The 20629-nt window shown below is 63.0% G+C and carries 19 protein-coding genes and 1 pseudogene; 6 read left to right on the forward strand and 14 right to left on the reverse strand.

Translation table 11 applies throughout. From position 1 onward, the window contains the following. Positions 1-292 precede the first annotated feature (292 nt). The 3 genes from P2T57_RS15015 to uvrA all read right to left on the reverse strand — a co-directional run bounded on the left by P2T57_RS15015 (position 293) and on the right by uvrA (position 5194). Entirely contained in the window at positions 293-1384 is a 1092-nt protein-coding gene (locus P2T57_RS15015; protein ID WP_276300021.1) for a geranylgeranyl reductase family protein, read from the reverse strand. 80 nt (positions 1385-1464) lie between these two features. Continuing rightward, positions 1465-2019, reverse strand: coding sequence for a DUF7344 domain-containing protein (locus P2T57_RS15020; protein ID WP_276300022.1), 555 nt, complete (start codon positions 2017-2019; stop codon positions 1465-1467). Positions 2020-2239: 220 nt separating this feature from the next. Next, the gene (uvrA, locus tag P2T57_RS15025; protein ID WP_276300023.1) at positions 2240-5194 is read right to left on the reverse strand and encodes an excinuclease ABC subunit UvrA; all 2955 of its coding nucleotides are present in this window, start codon (positions 5192-5194) and stop codon (positions 2240-2242) included. A 305-nt stretch (positions 5195-5499) separates the two neighbouring features. Here uvrA and P2T57_RS15030 point away from each other — a divergent pair, with 305 nt between their 5' ends. Next, positions 5500-6474: an AI-2E family transporter gene (locus tag P2T57_RS15030; protein ID WP_276300024.1), complete on the forward strand. Its 975-nt coding sequence runs from the start codon at positions 5500-5502 to the stop codon at positions 6472-6474. 62 nt (positions 6475-6536) lie between these two features. On the opposite strand, the gene P2T57_RS15035 is transcribed toward P2T57_RS15030, so the two are convergent. Together P2T57_RS15035 and P2T57_RS15040 are read right to left on the reverse strand one after the other, a co-directional pair. Then, complete coding sequence (locus P2T57_RS15035; RefSeq protein ID WP_276300025.1) at positions 6537-6968, reverse strand: hypothetical protein; 432 nt, start codon at positions 6966-6968, stop codon at positions 6537-6539. Between the two features lie 92 nt (positions 6969-7060). Further along, a complete protein-coding gene (locus P2T57_RS15040) occupies positions 7061-7870 on the reverse strand; it encodes a hypothetical protein (RefSeq protein ID WP_276300026.1) in 810 nt (269 codons plus the stop codon). An 88-nt stretch (positions 7871-7958) separates the two neighbouring features. Between P2T57_RS15040 and P2T57_RS15045 the strand changes: the two are divergent. Continuing rightward, positions 7959-8507 (forward strand): annotated as a pseudogene (locus P2T57_RS15045) (LURP-one-related family protein); the annotation flags it as partial. On the opposite strand, the gene ygfZ reads toward P2T57_RS15045, so the two are convergent. Then, entirely contained in the window at positions 8504-9640 is a 1137-nt protein-coding gene (gene ygfZ / locus P2T57_RS15050) for a CAF17-like 4Fe-4S cluster assembly/insertion protein YgfZ (RefSeq protein WP_276300027.1), read from the reverse strand. The pseudogene P2T57_RS15045 and the gene ygfZ overlap by 4 nt on opposite strands. A gap of 477 nt (positions 9641-10117) precedes the next feature. Further along, positions 10118-10414, reverse strand: a complete 297-nt coding sequence (locus tag P2T57_RS15055; RefSeq protein WP_276300028.1) for a DUF6432 family protein — start codon at positions 10412-10414, stop codon at positions 10118-10120. 111 nt (positions 10415-10525) lie between these two features. On the opposite strand from P2T57_RS15055, the gene P2T57_RS15060 reads away from it, so the two are divergent. Then, the gene (locus P2T57_RS15060; RefSeq protein ID WP_276300029.1) at positions 10526-11005 is read left to right on the forward strand and encodes an RNA-binding protein; all 480 of its coding nucleotides are present in this window, start codon (positions 10526-10528) and stop codon (positions 11003-11005) included. A 63-nt stretch (positions 11006-11068) separates the two neighbouring features. Here the strand turns inward: P2T57_RS15060 and P2T57_RS15065 are convergent, their stop codons facing one another. From P2T57_RS15065 to P2T57_RS15080, 4 genes are all read right to left on the reverse strand, one after another. Next, positions 11069-11668, reverse strand: coding sequence for a Re/Si-specific NAD(P)(+) transhydrogenase subunit beta (locus tag P2T57_RS15065; RefSeq protein WP_276300030.1), 600 nt, complete (start codon positions 11666-11668; stop codon positions 11069-11071). Positions 11669-11672: 4 nt separating this feature from the next. Further along, complete coding sequence (locus tag P2T57_RS15070) at positions 11673-12464, reverse strand: DUF1028 domain-containing protein (RefSeq protein ID WP_276300031.1); 792 nt, start codon at positions 12462-12464, stop codon at positions 11673-11675. Between the two features lie 66 nt (positions 12465-12530). Further along, complete coding sequence (locus P2T57_RS15075) at positions 12531-14114, reverse strand: S8 family serine peptidase (protein WP_276300032.1); 1584 nt, start codon at positions 14112-14114, stop codon at positions 12531-12533. A gap of 298 nt (positions 14115-14412) precedes the next feature. Further along, positions 14413-15849 carry a S8 family serine peptidase gene (locus P2T57_RS15080; RefSeq protein WP_276300033.1) on the reverse strand — a complete coding sequence of 479 codons (1437 nt, stop codon included), beginning with the start codon at positions 15847-15849 and terminating at the stop codon, positions 14413-14415. 120 nt (positions 15850-15969) lie between these two features. Here P2T57_RS15080 and P2T57_RS15085 point away from each other — a divergent pair, with 120 nt between their 5' ends. Continuing rightward, a complete protein-coding gene (locus P2T57_RS15085) occupies positions 15970-16326 on the forward strand; it encodes a cell division protein SepF (protein WP_276300034.1) in 357 nt (118 codons plus the stop codon). 15 nt (positions 16327-16341) lie between these two features. On the opposite strand, the gene P2T57_RS15090 is transcribed toward P2T57_RS15085, so the two are convergent. Next, positions 16342-17799, reverse strand: a complete 1458-nt coding sequence (locus P2T57_RS15090; RefSeq protein ID WP_276300035.1) for a ribonuclease FAU-1 family protein — start codon at positions 17797-17799, stop codon at positions 16342-16344. 140 nt (positions 17800-17939) lie between these two features. Then, on the reverse strand, positions 17940-18134 hold the full coding sequence (locus P2T57_RS15095; protein WP_276300036.1) for a hypothetical protein: 195 nt from the start codon (positions 18132-18134) through the stop codon (positions 17940-17942). Between the two features lie 132 nt (positions 18135-18266). Between P2T57_RS15095 and P2T57_RS15100 the strand changes: the two genes are divergently transcribed. Continuing rightward, on the forward strand, positions 18267-19328 hold the full coding sequence (locus P2T57_RS15100) for a PrsW family intramembrane metalloprotease (protein WP_276300037.1): 1062 nt from the start codon (positions 18267-18269) through the stop codon (positions 19326-19328). Between the two features lie 57 nt (positions 19329-19385). On the opposite strand, the gene P2T57_RS15105 is transcribed toward P2T57_RS15100, so the two are convergent. Further along, positions 19386-20030 carry a riboflavin synthase gene (locus P2T57_RS15105; RefSeq protein ID WP_276300038.1) on the reverse strand — a complete coding sequence of 215 codons (645 nt, stop codon included), beginning with the start codon at positions 20028-20030 and terminating at the stop codon, positions 19386-19388. A gap of 326 nt (positions 20031-20356) precedes the next feature. On the opposite strand from P2T57_RS15105, the gene P2T57_RS15110 reads away from it, so the two are divergent. Beyond that, positions 20357-20602: a DUF7533 family protein gene (locus P2T57_RS15110; protein WP_276300039.1), complete on the forward strand. Its 246-nt coding sequence runs from the start codon at positions 20357-20359 to the stop codon at positions 20600-20602. Positions 20603-20629 lie beyond the last annotated feature (27 nt).

A 20629-nucleotide genomic window follows, 5' to 3' on the forward strand; every position in this document is an offset into this window, starting at 1 on the left:
GTCTATAGAATGCTATCGGTACGACGACCCTGATTGTGAACGCTTCTCGAAGCCCCCGGCCGCTGGCGGTCGCTGGCCGGCATATCCGACGGACGTAGTTGCGTCGGATAGGGGCCGACCAGCGACTGAATTGCACGCCAGCGCCCGGCCCCTTCATCCCGCCCCGTGGTCTGTTCGACTGGGCATCTGTTGGCAGTTGTTCGGTCTGCTGTTGCGGTCCGGAAACTGGCCGGTCGCTCGTTGGTTTCGTCGCCGAAATCGCCTGTCGAGTCCGAATCCGAGTTTTTCATTTTCACGACCCACTCAACAACTTCTTCAGATGCTCCGCCGAGAAGAAGGAGGTCGGCTTGTCCATGTGGACGCCGATTTCCCCGGAGAACGCCGAGAGGCCGACCTTCTGGACCTCCTCGGGGAGCGAGTAGCACTTCCGAATCCAGTGGCCGAGTTGAATCTCTCTGCTCAGGTCCTCGCGCCACGCCTCCTCGTAGTCCTGCAAGGTCTCCGGGCGCTCGGGGTCGATGACGCGGGCGGCGTGACTCGCGGCGGTCATGCCGTAGAGAATCCCGCCGCCGGTGAAGGGCTTGGTCTGGGCCGCGGCGTCGCCGATGAGGAACCCGCGCCGACTCGTCACCCGGTCGGCCGGACCGACCGGAATCATGCCCGCGCAGAAGTGGGTCGTCTCCACGTCGTACTCGTCGGTGAACTCGTCGAACAGGTCCTTGGCGGAGGGATTAGACCCCGGAGGAGCCGCGAGACCGTACTCGACACCCGAGTCTCCTCGTGGAATCCGCCACGCGAAGAATCGGGGCGCTGTCAGGTGAACGTCCACGTAGTCGCCGGGGTCGTCCTCCTCGGAGAACGCCAGCACGCCCTGTAGCTTCTCGCCGGGTTCGGGCAGGTCGAGGTCCGACCGGACCCGAGACACCGGGCCGTCACAGCCAGCGACCATCTTGGCCTCGAAAGTCTGGGTCCCCTCCGGCGTGCTGGCGGTGACCTCCACGTGGTCGGGGTACTCCTCGACCGCCGAGACGCTGTGGTTCTCCCGGAGGTCCGCCCCGGCGTCCTCGGCGGCCTCAGCCAGCAGTTTGTCGAGGCCCACGCGGTCGATGACGTTCGAGACGACCTCGCGCTTGTAGAACTGGTAGTCGTCGCTGTCCGGCCCGCCGACGTGGAAGCGCGCGCCGTAGACCTCGTTCTGGAGCAACTCGTCGCGCGCGCCGTCGGGAGTGAACTCCCAGATGTCGGTGCTGACGTGCCCGGAGCAGGCTAACGGTTTGCCGACTTCTCCGCGTTCCAAGGTCAGCACGTCGTACCCCCGCTCGGACGCTCGCCGGGAGAATCGAGACCCGGCAGGTCCCGCGCCGACGACTACGAAGTCGTACATCGCTCGGGCGTACTACCCTCCGGCCCAAGTATTCACCGCTCTGTTCGCCCCCGCCCGAAGCCTCTCGGCGCGCCGCCGAACTATCCTTCGACGTTCGGTGGTGTCTCCTGCTGAGCGAGTTGTCGCCGCCGCACGTAGTGGGTCGCCGCCGACAGCGCGAACGCCGCGACGATGAGGACGCCCCAAATCTCGTCCGGAATCGCCGACAGCGGCGGGACGCCCAAGAAGTCTCCCAGAACCAACACCGCGCTGACGACCGCCAGCGCGAGGTAGTACCGAATCCACGGGAACTCGTCTTGCGGCCGGAGGTAGCCCTCCAACTGAGCCGCGTTGCCCGAGAGTTCTACCACGCCGCGGTTCTGGTTGTAATCCACGATACCTGCGTCCGCGAGTTTCGGGAGATGCGTCTGATACAGGGACGTATAGACCGATTTCCGCTCGTTGGCCGACAGCCCCTCGACAGTCGTGTCGTTCTCCCACGCCGCCACCTGCTCGGCGAGTTCGCTCAGCTCGACCGGGCGGTCCTCCTGCTTGAGGTAATGTAGCGTGTATCGCCGCCGCCGGTTCTTCAACACGTCGAAGATGAGGTCTTCGGACAGTGTTTGTTGTTCCGGTGAGTTATCAGCCGAGCTCATGCTACCGAAATCGCTCAATCGCTTGTTGCGCCGGTGCCACCGCCACCCGTCCCATCACGGTACGCCAGTTTCTCCCGGACCGCACTTTGTTATCCAGTACTTAGCCCTCCGGGGGCCTGAACCGACCCCGGCTTACCGGCGGTAATACGGGGATTCTCTGGGTTAACGTGACGATACAGCCGCCGTATTCCGGAAAACAGTGCGGAACCGCGGAACGTTCTCAGTCGTCGGTGGCGGGCGCGGCCTGCTTCTCGCGGTCGGTCCGGGGTCCGTCCAACTCGACTTCGGGAAGCATGTCCCGGAGGTACTTCCCGGTGTGCGAACCGTCGGTTCGGGCGACTGCTTCCGGCGTTCCGGACGCCACGATTTCGCCGCCGTTCTCGCCGCCCTCGGGTCCGAGGTCCACGATGTGGTCGGCGTTCTTCACGAGGTCCAACTCGTGTTCGATGACGACCACGGTGTTGCCCTTGTCTGTCAGGCGCTGGAGGACCTCGATGAGTTTTCGCTCGTCCTCCTTGTGGAGACCCGTGGTCGGTTCGTCCAGCAGGTAGAGGGTGTCGCCGGTGTCCTTCTTGCCCAACTCCTCGGCGAGTTTGATGCGCTGGGCCTCGCCGCCAGAGAGGGTCGTGGATGGCTGGCCGAGGTTCATGTAGTCCAGTCCCACGTCTTTGAGCAGGCCGAGTCTGCGCGCGATGCGCTGGTCGTGTTCGAAGAAGTCGTAGGCTTCTTCGACCGACATGTCAAGCACGTCGGCGATGGTCGCGCCCTTGTAGGTCACGTCGAGGGTCTCGTCGTTGTAGCGTGCGCCGTCGCACTCCTCGCAGGGGACGTACACGTCCGACAGGAAGTTCATCTCGATTTTGACCGTTCCCTGTCCGCCGCACTCCTCGCACCGGCCGCCCTTGACGTTGAACGAGAACCGGCCCTTCTCGTAGCCGCGCTGTTTCGATAGCTTGGTCTCGGCGAACAGTTCCCGGATGTAGTCGAAGACCCCGGTGTAGGTTGCGGGGTTCGACCGGGGGGTCCGACCGATGGGCGACTGGTCGATGAGTCGGACCTTCTCGACGTTCTCGATGCCCTCGATGTCGTCGTGGTCGCCGGGGTCGACCGAGGTGTTGTTGTTCATCTCGCGGGCCAGTCCCTTGTAGAGGATGTCGTGCATCAGGGTGGACTTCCCGGAGCCTGAAACCCCGGTAATCGCCGTGAACTGGCCGACCGGCAGGTCCACGTCGAGGTCCTTCAGATTGTGCTGGCGCGCGCCGACGACGGTCAGACTGTCGTCGGTGTCGCGCCGGTCGTCGGGCACCGGAATCTGCTTTCTGCCCGCGAGGTAGTCGCCCGTGACCGACTCCTCGCAGTCCTCTACCTCCTCGACGGTGCCCTGCACGACGACTTCGCCGCCGCGCTTGCCCGGACCCGGACCCATGTCGATGACGTTGTCGGCCCGGCGCATCGTGGCCTCGTCGTGTTCGACCACCAGCAAGGTGTTGCCCAAGTCGCGCAGTTCTTCCAAGGTGTTCAGCAGTCGGTCGTTGTCGCGCTGGTGAAGGCCGATAGATGGCTCGTCCAGCACGTAGAGGACCCCGACCAGCCCGGCCCCGATTTGGGTGGCGAGGCGGATACGCTGGCTCTCGCCGCCCGAGAGGGTCGCGGCCTCGCGGTCCAGCGTCAGGTACTCCAGTCCGACCTCCTCCATGAACCCGAGGCGGGCGCGAATCTCTTTGAGAATCTCCTCGGCGATTTTGGTCTCGCGCTCGTCCAACTTGGCTTCCAGACCCTCGAAGTGGTCCAAGGCGTCCCCGATGGACATCTCGTTGACCTCGGTGATTGAGGTGCCATCGACGTAGACCGACCGGCTCTGGTCGTTGAGTCGCGTGCCGTCACAGACCGGACACTCCGTGACCGCCATGTACTCCTCGATGTGGTCGCGGGTGCTGTCCGAATCGGTCTCGACGTACCGGCGTTCGAGGTTGGGGATGACCCCCTCGAACTTCTCGTCTTTCTCGCGGGTGCCGTTCTTGGTCGTCCACTCGAAGTGGACCTGCTCGTCGGTGCCCCAGACGAAGGCGTCTTGGATGTCCTCGGGCAGGTCCTCGAATGGGGTATCGACGCTCACGCCGAAGTGGTCGGCCACGTTGTCGAGTTGCCGGCGGTAGTACGTCCGGTTGTAGCTCCACGGCTCGAAGACGTGCTTGAGGGGTTTGGAAGTATCCTGAACCACGAGGTCCTCGTCCACTTCCTTGGTCTTGCCGATGCCCTCACACTCTGGACAGGCACCGTGGGGACTGTTGAACGAGAAACTCCGGGTCTCGATTTCTCTGAAGTCGATGCCGCAGTGAGTGCAGGCGAGGTCCTCGGAGAACTCGACCACGAGGCGGTCGTCCTCGTCGTCGTCAGCGAGGTCCCCTGTCGAACGGGCCTTCGCGCCGCCGAGTTCGGCGTCCTCGGGCGGGTCGGGCAGGACGACCTTCAGCGCGCCGTCGGCCTCTTCGAGGGCGGTCTCGACGCTGTCGGTGATTCGGCTTCTCGCTTCTTCGGACGCCTGCACTCGGTCCACGATGACGTCGATGTCGTGGTCGTAGTTCTTGTCGAGGTCCGGCCTGTCGAGGGTCAGGTCGAACTCCTCGCCGTCCACCTCGACGCGGGAGTAGCCGTCCGAGACCAAATCGTCGAAGAGGTCCTCGAAGGCTCCCTTCTGGTCGCGGACGACCGGGGCGGCGATTTTCGCCTTGGTGCCCTCCGGGAGTTCGAGGACGCGCCGGACCATGTTCTGGGCGCTCTGCTCGCCGACCTCGCGGCCGCACTCGGGGCAGTGGGGCGTGCCGATGCGAGCGTAGAGCAGGCGGAAGTAGTCGTGGAGTTCGGTGACGGTGCCGACCGTCGAGCGGGGGTTGTTGGCGGCGTTCTTCTGGTCGATGGAGATGGCGGGCGACAGGCCCTCGACGTTCTCGACCTGCGGCTTGTCCATCTGGCCGAGGAAGTTGCGGGCGTAGGCCGACAGGCTCTCGATGTACCGGCGCTGGCCCTCGGCGTAGACCGTCTCGAAGGCGAGCGACGACTTGCCGGACCCCGACAGCCCCGTCACCACGTTGAACTTCTCGCGGGGGATGGAGAGGTCGAGGTCCTTGAGGTTGTGCTCCTCCGCACCCTTCACGTCGATGTAGTCCTTGCTCATCGTTTTCGTGTGTCAGTAAGACGTTTCTTCGCGTGCTGTGCCGTCTCGTTCATCAACAGGTAACAGGGATTCAGGCCACTTAACGGGACTGTAATGCGATACGCTGTCACTTCCGACTGCCAGAAATTTCCCCGAAAAGAGACGTTCGCTGGGACCTCCCCGCCTGTGTGAAGGCCACGGTAATCGGCGATGCTCTACCCGAATTTGGGACCGGGGCGCGTCGCGCTGTTCGCGCCCGAGTAGGCCGCCCTTATCGAGCGTCCTCGCCGCGGGGCTTTTCACCGCCATCGGCGTATTCGACGGGTATGGATGCCGACAGGGCCTTCGCGCTCCTCCTGCTCGCGGTGTCGGTCTACGTCTCGTGGCTGGTGGTCTGGCCCTTCTTCACCTACGTCGCGCTCGCGGTGCTGTTGGCTTACGCGCTCTACCCGGTCCAGCGACGCCTCGCGCCCCGAATCGGGCCTCGGAAGTCCGCCGTGGTGCTGATGGTCGGTGCGACGGTGCTGTTCGTGCTTCCGCTCGTGCTTTTGCTCCGGACGGTCCTCGAACAGGCGCTGTCGGTCGCCGACCGCGTCCAGTCGGGCGACATCGACCTCGCGGTGTTCCAGCGGTTCCTCGAAACCGACCTCGGCGCGGACCTGCTGTCGGCGGTCCGGTCGGGCGCTGGCACCGCGCTACAGGAGATGACGGGCTTTCTCGGCGGCGTCTCGAACGTCGCGCTCGGGTTCACGATTCTGGGCTTTCTGCTGTACTACCTGCTGGTCGGGGGCGAGGAGGCCGTCGGGTGGTTCCGCGAGGTCACGCCCCTCGGTCCGGACGTGCAGGACGAACTGCTGGCGGAACTGAACCGCCTCACCTTCGCAGTGTTGGTCACGCAGGGCGTCATCGCGGTGGTGCAGGCGGTGTTGACCGGCCTCGCGCTCGCAGTCCTCGGGTTCTCGAACGTCGTCTTCTGGACCGTGGTGGCGGTCGTGTTGGGTTTGCTTCCCTTCGTCGGGTCGATGTTCATCTGGATTCCCGCGGCGGTTATCCTGTTGGCGAGCGGGGACCTCGTGGGTGGTGCCGGGTTGCTCCTCTACGGGTTCGGCGTGGTCAACCTCACCGACAACTACCTCCGACCGGTCATCGGCGGCCGGAGCGCGAATCTGAATCCGGGCCTGCTGGTGGTCGGCATCTTCGGCGGGTTGGTGGTGTTCGGCTTCACGGGCATCTTCGTCGGGCCAATCGTGCTGGGATTCACGAAGGCCGTGGTGAATGTAGTCGCAGACAAATATAAATAATGCTGGTATAATTAACACAAATGGCACAGATTTAGATTTTGTGATATATATATCATTCCATTTTAGTCTGGTAATTGAATACCTGAATCCGTTTCATCAATATTTGCCCAGACATCTCCACTCTCTTTCACTACAATCTCAAATTGTAAAGGACTACTCTTAACAGCATCTCCGTATGAATTAAAAGATGCTACTTCCCCATTGTTGTGATTTTGGGAATAGACAGATAAACTGTATATTCCTGGATTTCCTTTAAAATCTTCAATAATCTCTATCTCTCCAGTAGCAGGTGCGACGTAGCTACCGACGACTGGGCGCTCTGTCGAGTCATTTTGAGGCGCATAAATTAAAGTTATTTCAAGCTGTTCGTTCTTGTGTGTATCAGAACGTATGAGTATTCTATCAAGAGTTGCTAAGTCTTTGCCTTTATAAAGAGAATAGCTGGTGATTCCTGCGACACTCGCTCCCGCTATCAGAAATTCACGTCGTCGCATATCTTCTGTCTTTGCTACGCGAAGAAAAAAGCTTTTGGCTACCCAACAACTCTGGAAAATCAAAAATGGTAGATGTAGCTAAGACGTTATTACTACGTAGGTCCGTCGCAGCGGTCCGGATTGTTTACCGCACTTGATTCTTCGTGAGTTTCGTACTTTCCTTCCCAACCGTATTCAGACGGTGCGAAATTCCAGACTACTCCACCACCGGAACTAACACCAAATCCTTTGAACTCCGTATCGTTCCAGGTATGGTGGTAGACTCCTCGGACAGCACGCTCCTGATCTGTTACCTTCTTTTTTAGCTTTCCACCACAAGCCCACGAAACGTCACAACCGATTGGACAGGCTTCTCTGTCCTTGTATTCCCAGTCAAGACCATTCAGTGCCGTGGTCTTTATTGAGCCGTTATCTGCACTACAGTACCAACGGTAATCAACAACGCGGAAGTGATCCTCATCCCAGGACAGGGTAATGTCGTCTGGTCCGTTCGCACCGACTGGTCCAGAGGTTTCATCAGCATCTATATCTACGTGGTAATCAACGTACATATAGTCGCTATCACAGCCTTCAGTTAGAGTCATGCTCGTAGACAGTTCAGATTTCTGGAAGTCCTGAGTCGAAACGTCGCCTCCTTTCTCTCCTGTAGGCATCTGAAATGTCCGATCTTCACGAGCAACTTTGAAGCCCTGTGAAGTAAGAAAACGAACAAACTTTTCTTGACTTCCAGTTTTCTCACGGATTTGCCGGGCTTGCTCAAAGGCTTTATCAAATGAGTCCTTCCGCTTCTTTTGAACTTCTTTTTTAGCGGCACCCAAAGCTGAACCTGCAAAACCTGTACTAGCGATTCCTGCGCCAAACGTCCGGAGTATATTCCTCCGACTTCTACTATTTCCTTTCATCTTACTGCATCAACATATTTGTGGGTCAATAATTATACTTTTCTAACTCTATTTTATATAATATTTTTATTATTCTTTGAATGAATGAGTTCCACTCTCCGACGACGAGTACACGGTCGTCCAGTCGCTGATTCGCAACAAGTACAAGGCCTACGACGGCGACGGGAACCTCGTCCTCCGGGGCAAGCAGAAGATGTTCAAACTCAAAGAGGAGTTCCCGTTTCTCGACGCCGACGGGAACCCGGCGTTCACCGTCAAGGCCAGCGGCGTCCTCGACTTCGCGGGCGACTACGCGCTGGTTGACGACCGGACCGACGAGACGGTGGTCGTGCTGGAACACCAGTTCACCCTGCTGGTGGACAAGTGGGCGCTCCGGGACCCCGACACCGGCGACCGCATCGCCGAAATCGCCTCCAAGAGCAAGGTGGTCTCGCTCCTGCGCCACCTCCACGAACTGTTCAGCCTGATTCCCCACGAGTACGAGATTACCGACAGCAACGGCGGCCACGTCGGCACTATCGACGGCCGGTTCTCGCTCAAGGACAAGTACGACGTGACCATCGACGACGACACCGATATCCCGAAAGAGGCCGTCGTCGCGGCCGCGATGGTCGTGGACGCTATCGAGGGAAACTAGTATTCCGGAACTCTGGCCGACCGGTCGCTTCCCTCCACGAACGGCAGGGAAGCAATCTCGGCCGGGACCTCCTCGCCGCCGACGCGGACCGCTAATTCAGCGTCTCCGCCTTCGTCCGCGCTCGCTTCCACGTCGAAGTCCACCGCGGCGAACGCGATTGGCTCCTCCCGGTCGGGACTCTCGACCGCCCGCGTCACCTCGCCGACCGACTCGTCGCCCCGGAAGACCGCCGCGCCGGAGTCCGGGACTTCTTCGGGGAGGAGGCCGACCAGTCGCTGGCTCGGCTGTCCGCGGTTCTCGACGCGCGAGACGACTTCTTGCCCGACGAAACACCCCTTGTCGAAATCGACCGCGTTGCGCAGGCCGACCACGTTCGGAATCCGGCCCGCCAACTCGGTCTCGAACAGGGGCGTCCCGGCTTCGAGGGTCAGCGACTCCCACGTCCGCCGGCCGAAGGGGGCGGCGTTCAGGCCCTGATTCAGGAGCGTGTCGAAGACGAGTTCCCCGTTCTGGCGCTCCATCCCGGTCTCGTTGACCGTGGCGTCGGTGGTGCAGACGACCTCGTAGCCCTCCTCGCCGGTCAGCGCGTCGGTCCGAATCACGGTGACGCCCACCTCGGCCATCCGACCGCGGACGAAGGATAGGTGGCCGTCCGGCGCGCTCGCGCCGTTGAGGACGCTGGCTATCTTCTCGGTCGCCTTCGGGCCGTGGACGCCGAACACCGCGAAGTCGTCGCTGGCGACGGAAATCTCGACGTTCTGGAGGAACACCTTGTCGCGCCACTCCGACGCGAGGTCGGCGGCCTCACCCGGCGGGACGAACAGCAGGAGTTGCTCGCCGGCGTTGTAGACGTACATGTCCAACTCGATGCCGCCCTGCGGGTCGAGCAGGAGGGCGTAACACCCCTCGCCGTCGGCCTCGGGCACGTCGTTCGAGACCACGTTGTCCACGTAGTCCACTCGGTCCTCGCCCGTGACGACCACCACGCCGTAGGGCATCTCGGTGACGCCGACGACCTGCCGGACCGCGCCGTGAGCGCGCGCCGGTCGGCCGTAGTCCGCGGGAATCTTTCGCCCGCCCACGTCGGTCCACTCCGCCCCGAGGTCGTCCTGCTGGTCCTCGATGACTGTCATTGCCTCGGGTTCGGGTCGGGACGGGGTTAAAGGGTGGGAATCCGAAAGGAGCGAGATTCTAGCTCGGGTTCATTTCGAGATTTTCCGGTCGGCGTGCGCTTGGTGGACCTTTTTGCTCGGCGCGCGCTGACCCGACCCGAAGGAGTCGGGCCAACCGCGCGAGGTCGTCGGGAACGAAGTGACCGACTGCTCGGCAGACGCGGTTCGTCTGCCGGTGGACGGCGGCCGCGGATGTGGCCGCCGAGGTTGGGGAGGTACGAGGCTTGCGGTGGTGGTGCTGTCGCGGCGGGGTTGCGGTGCTGTGCGGAAGACGCCTTTGCCCACGTCTGAAGCTAGCTCTCGAACGGTTTCCCTCTCGGTTCATTCAGCTCTCTCTCGAATATTTGTCACATATATAGATTATATTAATCACACATATATTTGTCTACAAATCATTTTGAATCCTCTCTACCCAACAATCCCCAGAAAACACGCCCACTAAAGCGGCAGGCGCTCGATAATCTTGTCCACGAACGAGGGTTCCTCGACCTCCTCGTCGGGGTCGGGAATCACTTGCTCGTCGGGGGTGATGAGCGTCCGGTGGTCGCCCTCGTTGGCAGAGATGAGGCCGTCGTCTTTCAGGTTAGCGAGCGCGGTTTCGAGTTCGTCGATGTCGGCGTCCACCCGCGAGCGAATCTCGAAGACCGTCATCCCGTCGTCGTTCCGGTCCACGAGCGCGTCGAGTACCGCGACTTCGACCTCCTCGCGGTCCCGATACTCCCGCTTTGCCTTCATACGTGGGAGTATGACCGGCGGGTTTTTACCTTTATCTGAAACCGGGGTCGTCGTGAACCCGGCCGTCTCGAAGGCGAGAGTATTAAGCCCCGAAGCGACAGACGTGTGGGTATGGAAGTCAAATCTCGTCACCACCTGCGGAGCGACGAGGTGCGGGAAATCGAAGACGCACTGGCCGACGGACTCGGCGTCGAGTTGAACGCCGACACCTACGAACTGGTCGAACTGGAGGACTCGGAGTTCGAACTCGTCCTCGTGGACGGCGACCCCGCCGTCCTCTACTACGAGGAGGAACCCTTCTTGACGGTCCGCGGCGCGAACGAGTACCCGCCCCAGACGCGAGTCGTCACGGTGGACGCCGGCGCGGTCTCGTTCGTCAGCGACGGCGCGGACGTGATGCGCCCCGGCATCACCGAGGCCGACGAGGACATCTCGGCGGGCGACCTCGTGGCCATCGCCGAGGAGTCCCACGGCAAGGTGCTGGCTATCGGCCGCGCCCAGACCGAGGGGTCGGACATGGTGGGTAGCGAGGGCAAGGTGGTCTCGTCGGTCCACCACGTCGGCGACGAACTGTACGAGTTCAACGTCTAGAGACGACTTTTTCCAACGCGACGCAACTCGCCACGGGCGAATTCCCTCCCGTGGTCCGCTCGCTCACGTTCGTTCGCTCGCGGTGTTACTTCTCTCCGGACTACTTCTTGTGGCGACCCACCACCCCAGCACTGCGATTCCCGCGCCGAGCAACACCCCCGGTCCGACCGGGACCACGGCCTCGTCGGGGACCACGCCGCCGACCGCGAGCGCCAGCGAGACGCCCAGTCCCGCCGGGAGCGCAATCGACAGCAGGAGGGCACCCGAGCGCGGCGGCACCTCGTCCCAGAGGAGTCCCGCGCCGAACCCGACCGCACCGACCAGCGCGAGGAAGTACGACCAGACTGAGAGCGTCCACCCGGTCAGGAGTCCACCAGCAACGTAGACCGCCGACCCCACGAGCGCGCCGAGAAGACCGGCGAAGACCACGACGAACCCCGCGGTCGTCACCCATCCCCACGCCGACTGCGTTCTCGCGTAGTAGCCAGCGAGGCCGACGAGGGTCAGCGCGAGGACCGCGGGCGTGAGGAGGTCGAGTCTCCCGTAGCCGAGCAGAGTGGTCCCTCGTCCGGCGGCAAACGAGGCGACGACCAGTCCCGCCCACGTCAGGCCGCCCGCCATCCCGGCGAGTCCTGCGAGGCGCGTTCGTTCGCGACTGAACACGGCGCTACTCGTCGGTCGCTTCGCCGTCTGGCGACTCGTCGCCGGCCTCGTCGAGTTCGTCCTCGTCGTAGGCTTCTTCGTAGCGTTCGACCGCCATCTCGAAGCCCTCGCTGGCGAGTTCGTAGGTTTCCCGCAGGTCGTCGATGGGCGTCTCGGTGGCGTCCACTCGCAAATCGTCGTAGTAGGGTTCCATCTCGCGCTCCTCGGTGCGCTCGACCAGCAGGGCCGCGCTCTGGACGTGGAGGTCCTCGCGCTTGTCGCCGCCCTCGGCGTAGCCCGCAGAGAGGGCGTCCACGAGTCGCTCGGCGAGGGGCCGGTCGTCGTCGCGCCCGTCTCGCGTCTCCGCGCTCGACGTTTCCGCGCCGCGGGGCGGTGCGCTCTGCTCGTATTCGTCGGCCACGGCCTCGATGACCGACTCGCCGGTCAGGAGATTCCCGGCCACGGTGTAGCTATCGCCCTCGATGTGGCCGTACCAGTCCTTGCACTCGTCGCCCGAGAAGACGAAGGTGCCCTCTGAATCGACACCGTGGAGTTGGCGCTGAGATGCGCCCTCGTCTGCGTTGAGCAGGGCTTGGAGGGCGTCCTCGACCGCCAAACCGTCGTCCAGATACTCGATACCCTTCCGACCCAACTCGACGTTCACCAGACTCTGGGTCGCTACCGCGCCGCTCTCGCTGGCGAAGGGACAGAGCGTGCCGACCGCCGGCAGGCGTGTCGTGACCGCCACGCCGAATCTGGTCTGGTCGGTGCCGTCGCTATCGGTGTACTCCTCCCGAACGCAGATGCTGAAGGTCATGCTCCAATCGAAGACCCGCCCGGCCAAAAAAGTCGGTTTCGCGGAAATTCGTCGCGGCTCGAGGCGTTACTGGACTTCGACGGTGAAGTCGTTGACCTCGCCGTAGTCGCCCGTGACGCCCGGCTCCTCGAAGCTGTTCCAGCTAAGTCGGACGCGAACGAGCGTCTGGCCCGTCGCGGCGTCGCTCGGCACGTCCACCGTCGCGGTGTACGTCGAGGTGTCGTCGTTCACGTTCGACATGATTTGGGTCTCGGTCGCGGTGGACCAGTCGCCGTTCTGGTCCCAGTCCACGTAGACGTTCCCGTAGTGGCCGTCGTAGCCGCCGTCCGAGAAGTCGAGTTCGATGTCGAACGACCCGCCTGCGCTGACCGTGATGGGTCCGGAACAGGTGAAGTCCTCGTAGGCGTTGTCCGCCGAACTCTCCGAGAACTGACCCGTGACAGTCACGGCGTCGATGTTCTCGCTACCGCTGGACCCGGTTCCGCTGGGCCACTGGGTCGCGTCGAGACAGTCGCCGCCGCCACCGCCGCCGGTGTCGCCGTTGATGGCGGCTTCCACGTCGAGGAGGCCGGCACCCTGCTCGTTGGAGCCGAGACCGATGTCCTCGGCGGTGTTCTTGAGCGTACTCCGAGCCTCGGTGTTGCTCGCGCCGTTGGCCATCAACTGGGCACCTGCGCCCGAAACGTGGGGACACGACATCGAGGTGCCCGAGAGGGTGTCGTAGCCGCCGCCTGCGTAGGTCGAGTAGACGCTTCCGCCGGGCGCGGCGAGTTCGATTTCGGAACCGGTCGACGAGAAACTCGACAGCGAGTCGTCCTCGTCGGTCGAGGAGATGGCCATCGCGTTGCTGTAAGCCGCGGGGTAGCCCACGCAGTCCGAACACGGACCGGAGTTACCGGCGGACGAGACCACCAGCACGCCGTTGTTGTAGGCGTAATCCACGGCATCCTTGAGTGCCGAGGTGCCCGAACTCGCGCCGAGGCTGAGGCTCGCAACGTCGTAGCCTTGGTCTGCGGCCCACTCGATGCCGGCCGCAACGTCCGAGAACGAACCGCTCCCGTCGTCGCCCAGCACCTTGCCGGCGTGGAGCGTGGCCTCGGTGGAGACGCCCACGACGCCTTCCGAGTTGTTGACCGCGTTGGCGATACCAGCGCAGTGGGTCCCGTGACCGTCGCCGTCGTCCCACGTGCCCTTGCCCGAGAAGTCCTTACCCGTACCGAGGTTGGCCTGCAGGTCGGGGTGGTCTTTGTCGATACCGGTGTCGAGGATGGCGATGTCGGCACCACTGCCGGTCTCGCCGTTGCTGTGTGCTACGTCGGCGTCCACGCGGTCGATGCCCCACGGCAGGGTCTGAGCGTGAGCGTGAACTTTGCCGTTCTTCTCGACGTAGCGGACGTTCTTTCGCTTGGCGAGTCCTCGCGCGGCGTTCGCCGACGCGCGGATAGTGATGATGTCGAGCGAATTGAACTCTCGGACCACGTCGTTCGCGGCGTTGCGCGCCGCCTGTCGCGCTTTGTCGCCGCGGAAACCGACGTTGATTTCGACCGTGCCCTTCGCACCGGCCAGACTGGCCAGTCCGGTCGCGGCCACCGCACCGCCAGCCGTCTTCAGCACGTTCCGCCTCGAAACTCCGTTGTTATCTTTTGTCATGCGTAAATTACATCGCTCCATGGGGACTTAATAATTCTCCCTAGAGTTAGGAAATTAATATATTGTCCGATAGTTGAGAAAAGAGCGCAAAACGGGTTTCGGGAACTCCATCGGCTAGCTATCGGGCTATTAAGACAATAAAATGTTTCTTTTGGCCGTATTTAGAGTCCTCAAAGACGTACAGATATTGCTCTCCCCGCTCGACGCAAATGTAGATTCATCTCGAATTACGTTGGCGCAAAAAGAAATTCGAATCGACGGTCGTCTCACGCACCGATTCCGATGGACGTTCGCGGAATCAGGCCGAGACGGTCGTGGTCTGGGTGGCCGTGTTGCCCTTCGAGTCGGTGACGGTGAGCGTCACGTCGTAGGTGCCGCTTCCCTTCTTCTCCTCCAGTCGGGCCGACCCCGACCCGTTGGAGCCACTGACCGACGTGGTGGTCGAATCGACGGTCGTGGATTGGACGAGTTCGAGGTCGACCGACGCGAGGTCGCCGTCGGCGTCCGAGACGCTCCAACTCACGTCGAAGCGTGCCCAGCCACCGTTGCTGGCACTCGTGGCCGAGAGCGAGTCCACGGCGGGCGCGGTGTCGCCCGTGCCGCCGCCACCGCCGCCGCCGTCACCGGCGAGCGCGGCTTCCACGTCGAGGAGACCGGCACCCTGCTCGTTGGTGCCGAGACCGATGTCCTCGGCGTTGTTCTTGAGGGCGCTCCGGGCCTCGGTGTTGGACATGCCAGTGGCCATGAGTTGGGCACCCGCACCGGAGACGTGGGGACACGACATCGAGGTGCCCGAGAGGGTGTTGTAGCCGCCGCCTGCGTAGGTCGAGTAGACGCTTCCGCCGGGCGCGGCGAGTTCGATTTCCGAACCGGTCGACGAGAAACTCGATAGTCCGTCGTCCTCGTCGGTCGAGGAGATAGCCATCGCGTTGCTGTAGGCCGCGGGGTAACCAACACAGTCCGAACACGGACCGGAGTTACCTGCCGAGGAGACCACCAGCACGCCGTTGTTGTAGGCGTAGTCCACGGCGTCGCGGAGGGTCGAGGTTCCGGAACTCGCGCCGAGGCTCAGGCTCGCAACGTCGTAGCCCTTGTTGGCGGTCCACTCGATACCGGCGGCAACGTCCGAGAACGAACCGCTCCCGTCGTCGCCCAGCACCTTGCCAGCGTGGAGCGTGGCCTCGGTGGAGACACCGACGACACCCTCAGTGTTGTTGACAGCGTTGGCGATACCCGCACAGTGGGTACCGTGACCGTCGCCGTCGTTCCACGTGCCCTTGCCGGAGAAGTCCTTCCCGTTGCCGAGGTTGGCTTTCAGGTCGGGGTGGTCTTTGTCGATACCAGTGTCGAGGATGGCGATGTCGGCACCACTGCCGGTGTCACCGTTGGAGTGCGCCACGTCGGCGTCCACGCGGTCGATGCCCCACGGCAGGGTCTGGGCGTGAGCGTGAACTTTGCCGTTCTTCTCGACGTACCGGATGTTCGGGTTGTTCTGAAGCCCTTGGGCCGCCTTCGCGGGCATCTTGGCCGTCACGATGTCGAGCGACTCGAACTGTCGCACCGTCTCGTCGGCCTTCTTGAGGGTGTCCTGCCGACCGCGCTCGGACGCGAAGCCGACGTTGACCTCTACCTGCCCCGTCGCTCCGGCGAGTCCGGCGAGTCCCGCCCCAGCAACCGCGCTTCCGGCGACCTTAAGTACATTTCTCCTCGAAAGTCCGCTGTTATTATCTGCCACACCTCATGAAATAGGTTATCACACCTTAAACATTTCCATGAGAGATATGAACCTTTTGGCCGTTTCCCGGAACCTTCGTCTGACGTAAGAACTATACTGTTTCGCTCGGCCCATGTCTCTATGGGCTTCATGAGCAAGATTCTCGGCGACCGGGACGCACACACCGCCGAGGACTACGTCGAACTCAATCTCGACGACTTCGACACGGCGTCGAGCGACGCCGCGATGCAGGTCCACATCGCCGAGATTCAGGGCCAGCAGGACGTAATCGCTATCAAAGACGCTATCTACGACGGCGACCTCGTAGTCGCGGACATCACCCGACTCCGGACCGAGGACACCACGGTCGAACGCATCACCAACGAACTCCAGCAGGTCGCCCGCGAAGTTGACGGCGACATCGTTCAGAAGGGCGACGACCAGATTCTGGTCACGCCGACCGGCGTGAAAATCAGCAGAGAGAAGTTGACGCGCTGACTTCCCGATTTACTTCTACTTCAGCGCACGCTCGACGCTTCCCGCGACGTTCCGGGCTTTTTCGGCGAGCGATTCGGAGATGTCGCCCGCTTCGACCGCTTCGTCCAGTTCGTCGTCGTCCACGCGCCGGACCTCGCCGTCGGGCGTCTTCACCACGTCAACGTGGAGGTCCACGTACCGCGCCGAGTCGGGGAACAACTCGACCGGCGTGCAGACGTTGACGTAGGTGCCCTTGCTCCGACCCTCCTCGCTCTTGTAGACCGTCGGGTACCACCACCTGCCCTCGCGGAACTTGGTGATTGCCACGTCGCCCGACTCGCGGTCGGTCCCCAGCGCGTCGTAGGTTCCTCGGCCCGACATCTGCCGGCGGACCGTGACCTTGCCCTCGTCCGGGAGACACTCCGAGACTTCCCCGCGGCCCAGCGAGAAACACCGACCGTCCGGCTTGCCGTGGCGGATTTCGAGGCGGTCGCCCGCCGAGGGGCCGAACTGCCGGAGCGCCGCGCCGGTCGGGAACTCGTCGGTCCCGCCTTCGCCCTCGTCGCCGCCGAGCGCGTCTGTCTCGGTCCAGAGGTCCTCCACGAAATCGACCGCCGCGCTCGCGGACTTGTGGGCGGACTTGACTCGGTGGTGGCCCGGCATGGTCGTGGTCACGGCCCGGCGCTCGTCGTCCAGCGCGAATCTGGACTCCCGGCCGAACCAGCACCACGTCGTGGCCTCGGGCGCAGAGAGTTTCCGGGGTAGGTCCCGGTCTCCCTCCTCCGGGCTATCCGGCGCGTCCGCGAGGTCCGCGTCGATTGCCTCGGCCCGTTCGACTGCCGCCCCGAGCGCGTCGTCCATCGCGTCCATCCCGGCGTCCCCGGCAGGGTACTCCCACCGGACGCCCCAGTCGTCGGGGACCTCGGTCGGAAGCATCTCGGTGGTTCGGGCGAGTTCGGTCTTGGTGGCCTCGTCGCCCGAGGCAACGATTCGGTCGATGCCCTTCGAGAGACTAGCCACCCCGCCGAACGCCTGCATCTCGGTGCCGAGAGTGGGCCGCCTGTCGGCCCACGGGGCCGCGGGGTCCTGAACCTGCACCCGAACTCGGTCGTCCTCGTGGACTCGCCGGTCTATCTTCCCGAAGGAGAGGTAGCCCTCCCGGTCGCCCAAATTCACGACTGCGCCGCCGCCGAGCGTCTCGGTGACGACGCCGTCGAAGATTGCTCCTCGGGGGGCCGGGTCGGTCCACTGGAAGGTGTCGATACCGAGGCCGGCGAGGACCTCGGCAATCGCTTCGACCGCTTCCGGGTCGCCGACGATGCCCGCGCCCTGCCGGTCGTCGGTGGTCTCGACGCTGGCGTCGTACTCCTCGGCCGGAAAGTCGGCGTCGAAGCGCCGCCGAATCGGGGGCGAGGCCTGCACGACGTCGAACTCCTCGCGGAGGCGCTCGGTCAGCGCGGTGGTGTAGATACCGCGAATCCGGACCCTACTCATTGTCGCTCGCGCTCGAAAATTTGCGGTCGGTCTGCGGTCGGTCGGCGCTCGGTCCGTTTGCGACTCGCTCGGTGTTCATACCCGAAGGCTCGCAGGGCGGACCCTTCGGTTTAGCGATTCGGGAAAACGGGGGCCGAAACTCAGTCGTCGGCCGGGACCGAACCGGTCCAGTTGGCGTCGGTCGTGGCCGGGGAGGGTTCGGCGTCGGGCGCGCGCTCCTTGATTTCGTTGGTTTCTTGTGCTGTCTCGTCTGTTTCGTCGTCTGTCACGTCGTGTACGTCGTCTTCCGGCGGGGCGGTGTACATCATCCCGCGGCTTTCGCTTCGGTACGTCATCGTTGTCCACGCTGTGTTCGATTCTCCTTGATAAGGTTTCCCCTGCGAGTGTTAATGGTGTATAATCACAATTAAGGTATGAAAGGTGATGGTGAGCCAGATAATTGGGACTGGAACCCGTAGCCGGCGGCGATGGAAGATGAACGCGACCCGATTGCGGACGGTGCGACCGACTCGGCGGACCTCTACGACATTGCCACGTGGGAGCCTCGAGGACTGCTCGACCGGATTTCGGCCGGGGTGTACGGTGCGCTGAATGCAGTCGCGCCCTACGTCGTCGCGCTGTTCGTACTCGTCGTCGTCTTGGTCGAACTGCTCCTGTTCGGGGTCGCCATCACGTCCTTCAGGAACCCCGTCGTCGGCGCGTTCGTCCTGCTGTCGGTGGTGCCCGCCTTCGCGCTGGCGGTCTACATCTGGTACGCCGACGTGACGACCTCCGAACCGCTCTGGTTGCTGGCGCTGACCTTCCTGTTGAGCGTCCTGCTTGCGAGTTTCGCGGCCATCGTCAACACGCTCCTCCAGCCGGTGGTCACGCTGGTCCCGGTGGTCGGGATGACGCTGTTCTTCTACCTCGTGGTCGCGCCGGTCGAGGAGACCGTCAAATGGCTCGCAGTCCGGCTCTGGGCGTTCAGAGACGCCCGGTTCGACGCGGTTATCGACGGCGCGGTCTACGGCGCGGTGGCGGGCCTCGGCTTCGCCACCATCGAGAACGCCATCTACATCACGCAGGGCCTCGGCTCGTCGGCCCCGCTCGGTGCCGACGCCATCGCCAGCGCGGGCCAGACCGCCGCGGTCCGCCTGCTGGCCGGGCCGGGCCACGTCATCTACTCGGCGTTCGCGGGCTACTACCTCGGGTTGGCCAAGTTCAACCGGGAGAACGCGGGTCCTATCGTGGTCAAGGGCCTCCTCATCGCGTCGTTCATCCACGCGACCTACAACACGCTGGTCACCTACCTCAACCCGATTCTGGACCTCGCCGGGATTGCGGTCGCGCCCGGCGTGGCGTTCATCGGCTTCGTCGTGGTCTACGACAGCATCTTCGGCTACGTCCTCTACCGGAAGATTTCGCGCTACCGGAAGGCCTACCGGCAGGTCAACATGGGCCAGAGCGTTACGTTCGAGGACGCCGCGGGAGAGGGCGAGCGCGTCGGTCCAGCCGAGAGCGACGGCGGTTCCGAGGGCAAGTCGGAGTAGCGACCGCCTCCACTCGGTCGTTCTCCCGCTCGACTACCGAAAAAATGCGGCGACTGCTCAGTGTTCCAGCGTCTCCGCGATTCCGTCGTCGGCGTCGTCCGAAACCTCGAACCCGGCGTCTTCGAGCAGATTCTCGGCGTACTTCGCAATCACGTCCACTTCGAGGTGAACCGGGTCGCCGACCGTCTTCTCCGAGAGGTTGGTCACGTCGCGGGTCTCCGGGATGATGGCGACCGAGAAGGTCTCCTCGCCGCGCTCGGCGACAGTGAGGCTGATGCCGTCCACCGCAATCGACCCCTTGTCCACGACGTACTTGCCGACGCCCTCCGGGATGGCGAACTCGTATTCCCAGTCCTCGCCCACTTGCTGGATGTCCACTACTTCGGCGGTGGTGTCCACGTGGCCCTGCACGACGTGCCCGTCGAATCGCCCGTCGGCGGGCATCGCGCGTTCGAGGTTCACCGGGTCGTCCGCCTCAACCTCGCCGAGGTAGGTCTTTGCGACCGTCTCGCTGGCGAGAAAGACCTCGAACCAACCGGGACCGTGGTCCTCGACCGTCAGGCAGACCCCGCTGACGCTGACGCTCTGGCCGCGTTCGAGATTTCGGGCGGCCTCGTCGGCCTCGATTCGGAGGCGACGGCCCTCGTCGGTGACGGTTACGTCGGTGACCTCGCCCTGCTCCTCAACGATTCCGGTAAACATACCAGATTTGTGGGTCTGGTCGGATGAAAAGGATTCCGGAGTCGGGGAGTCGTGCCGAGTGACTGGGAAGGTACTCCGGGAGTCGTGTGGTTTCGACTACTGTCCGACCGGCGTTCGCTGTCGGCTTTGGAACCGACTCGATTGGCTCAACTGACCGTACCAGTCTCGTTCGTTTCGCTCTCGAAACCCCGTCAGTCCGAGGTTAACGGATATAGACATTGCCTAACAACATACGATTATTGCTTAAACAAATACTCACCAATGCGGACGCTTTCTCGACTCGTCCCCGCGGGATTTTTGACCGCCCGCCCGAAACCGAGAGGACGATGAAGAAACCGGGCATCCTCGGTACTATCCAACTCGCGGCGACTCTCATCTTCGCGCTTCCGGTCGGCCTGCTTGGCGTCCAGTTTCTCCTCGACGGTAAGACGCTACTTGGCGGCGGGTTCGTCGTCGTCGCGGTCATGATGGTCGTGCTGGAGGAGTACCTGACGACGCCGACGGACGTACCGGGCGCGGTGGCCGAGAAGACCGTCAGCAAGGTTGCGAAGACGCCGGACGACGAGGAGTGAGGTTTAAACCGCCATTTTGAGGTTGCT

Origin of the sequence: Halorussus lipolyticus (assembly GCF_029338375.1) — an archaeon.
In the GTDB taxonomy this organism is placed as follows: Archaea; Halobacteriota; Halobacteria; order Halobacteriales; family Haladaptataceae; genus Halorussus; species Halorussus lipolyticus.

Coding starts and splice junctions, on each gene's coding strand:
- P2T57_RS15040 (WP_276300026.1), bottom strand. CDS start 7,870: ATGAAAGGAAATAGTAGAAGTCGGAGGAATATACTCCGGACGTTTGGC.
- P2T57_RS15060 (WP_276300029.1), top strand. CDS start 10,526: ATGGAAGTCAAATCTCGTCACCACCTGCGGAGCGACGAGGTGCGGGAA.
- P2T57_RS15075 (WP_276300032.1), bottom strand. CDS start 14,114: ATGACAAAAGATAACAACGGAGTTTCGAGGCGGAACGTGCTGAAGACG.
- P2T57_RS15030 (WP_276300024.1), top strand. CDS start 5,500: ATGGATGCCGACAGGGCCTTCGCGCTCCTCCTGCTCGCGGTGTCGGTC.
- P2T57_RS15085 (WP_276300034.1), top strand. CDS start 15,970: ATGGGCTTCATGAGCAAGATTCTCGGCGACCGGGACGCACACACCGCC.
- P2T57_RS15015 (WP_276300021.1), bottom strand. CDS start 1,384: ATGTACGACTTCGTAGTCGTCGGCGCGGGACCTGCCGGGTCTCGATTC.
- P2T57_RS15055 (WP_276300028.1), bottom strand. CDS start 10,414: ATGAAGGCAAAGCGGGAGTATCGGGACCGCGAGGAGGTCGAAGTCGCG.
- P2T57_RS15095 (WP_276300036.1), bottom strand. CDS start 18,134: ATGACGTACCGAAGCGAAAGCCGCGGGATGATGTACACCGCCCCGCCG.
- P2T57_RS15100 (WP_276300037.1), top strand. CDS start 18,267: ATGGAAGATGAACGCGACCCGATTGCGGACGGTGCGACCGACTCGGCG.
- P2T57_RS15090 (WP_276300035.1), bottom strand. CDS start 17,799: ATGAGTAGGGTCCGGATTCGCGGTATCTACACCACCGCGCTGACCGAG.
- P2T57_RS15070 (WP_276300031.1), bottom strand. CDS start 12,464: ATGACCTTCAGCATCTGCGTTCGGGAGGAGTACACCGATAGCGACGGC.
- P2T57_RS15110 (WP_276300039.1), top strand. CDS start 20,357: ATGAAGAAACCGGGCATCCTCGGTACTATCCAACTCGCGGCGACTCTC.
- P2T57_RS15020 (WP_276300022.1), bottom strand. CDS start 2,019: ATGAGCTCGGCTGATAACTCACCGGAACAACAAACACTGTCCGAAGAC.
- P2T57_RS15105 (WP_276300038.1), bottom strand. CDS start 20,030: ATGTTTACCGGAATCGTTGAGGAGCAGGGCGAGGTCACCGACGTAACC.
- P2T57_RS15035 (WP_276300025.1), bottom strand. CDS start 6,968: ATGCGACGACGTGAATTTCTGATAGCGGGAGCGAGTGTCGCAGGAATC.
- ygfZ (WP_276300027.1), bottom strand. CDS start 9,640: ATGACAGTCATCGAGGACCAGCAGGACGACCTCGGGGCGGAGTGGACC.
- uvrA (WP_276300023.1), bottom strand. CDS start 5,194: ATGAGCAAGGACTACATCGACGTGAAGGGTGCGGAGGAGCACAACCTC.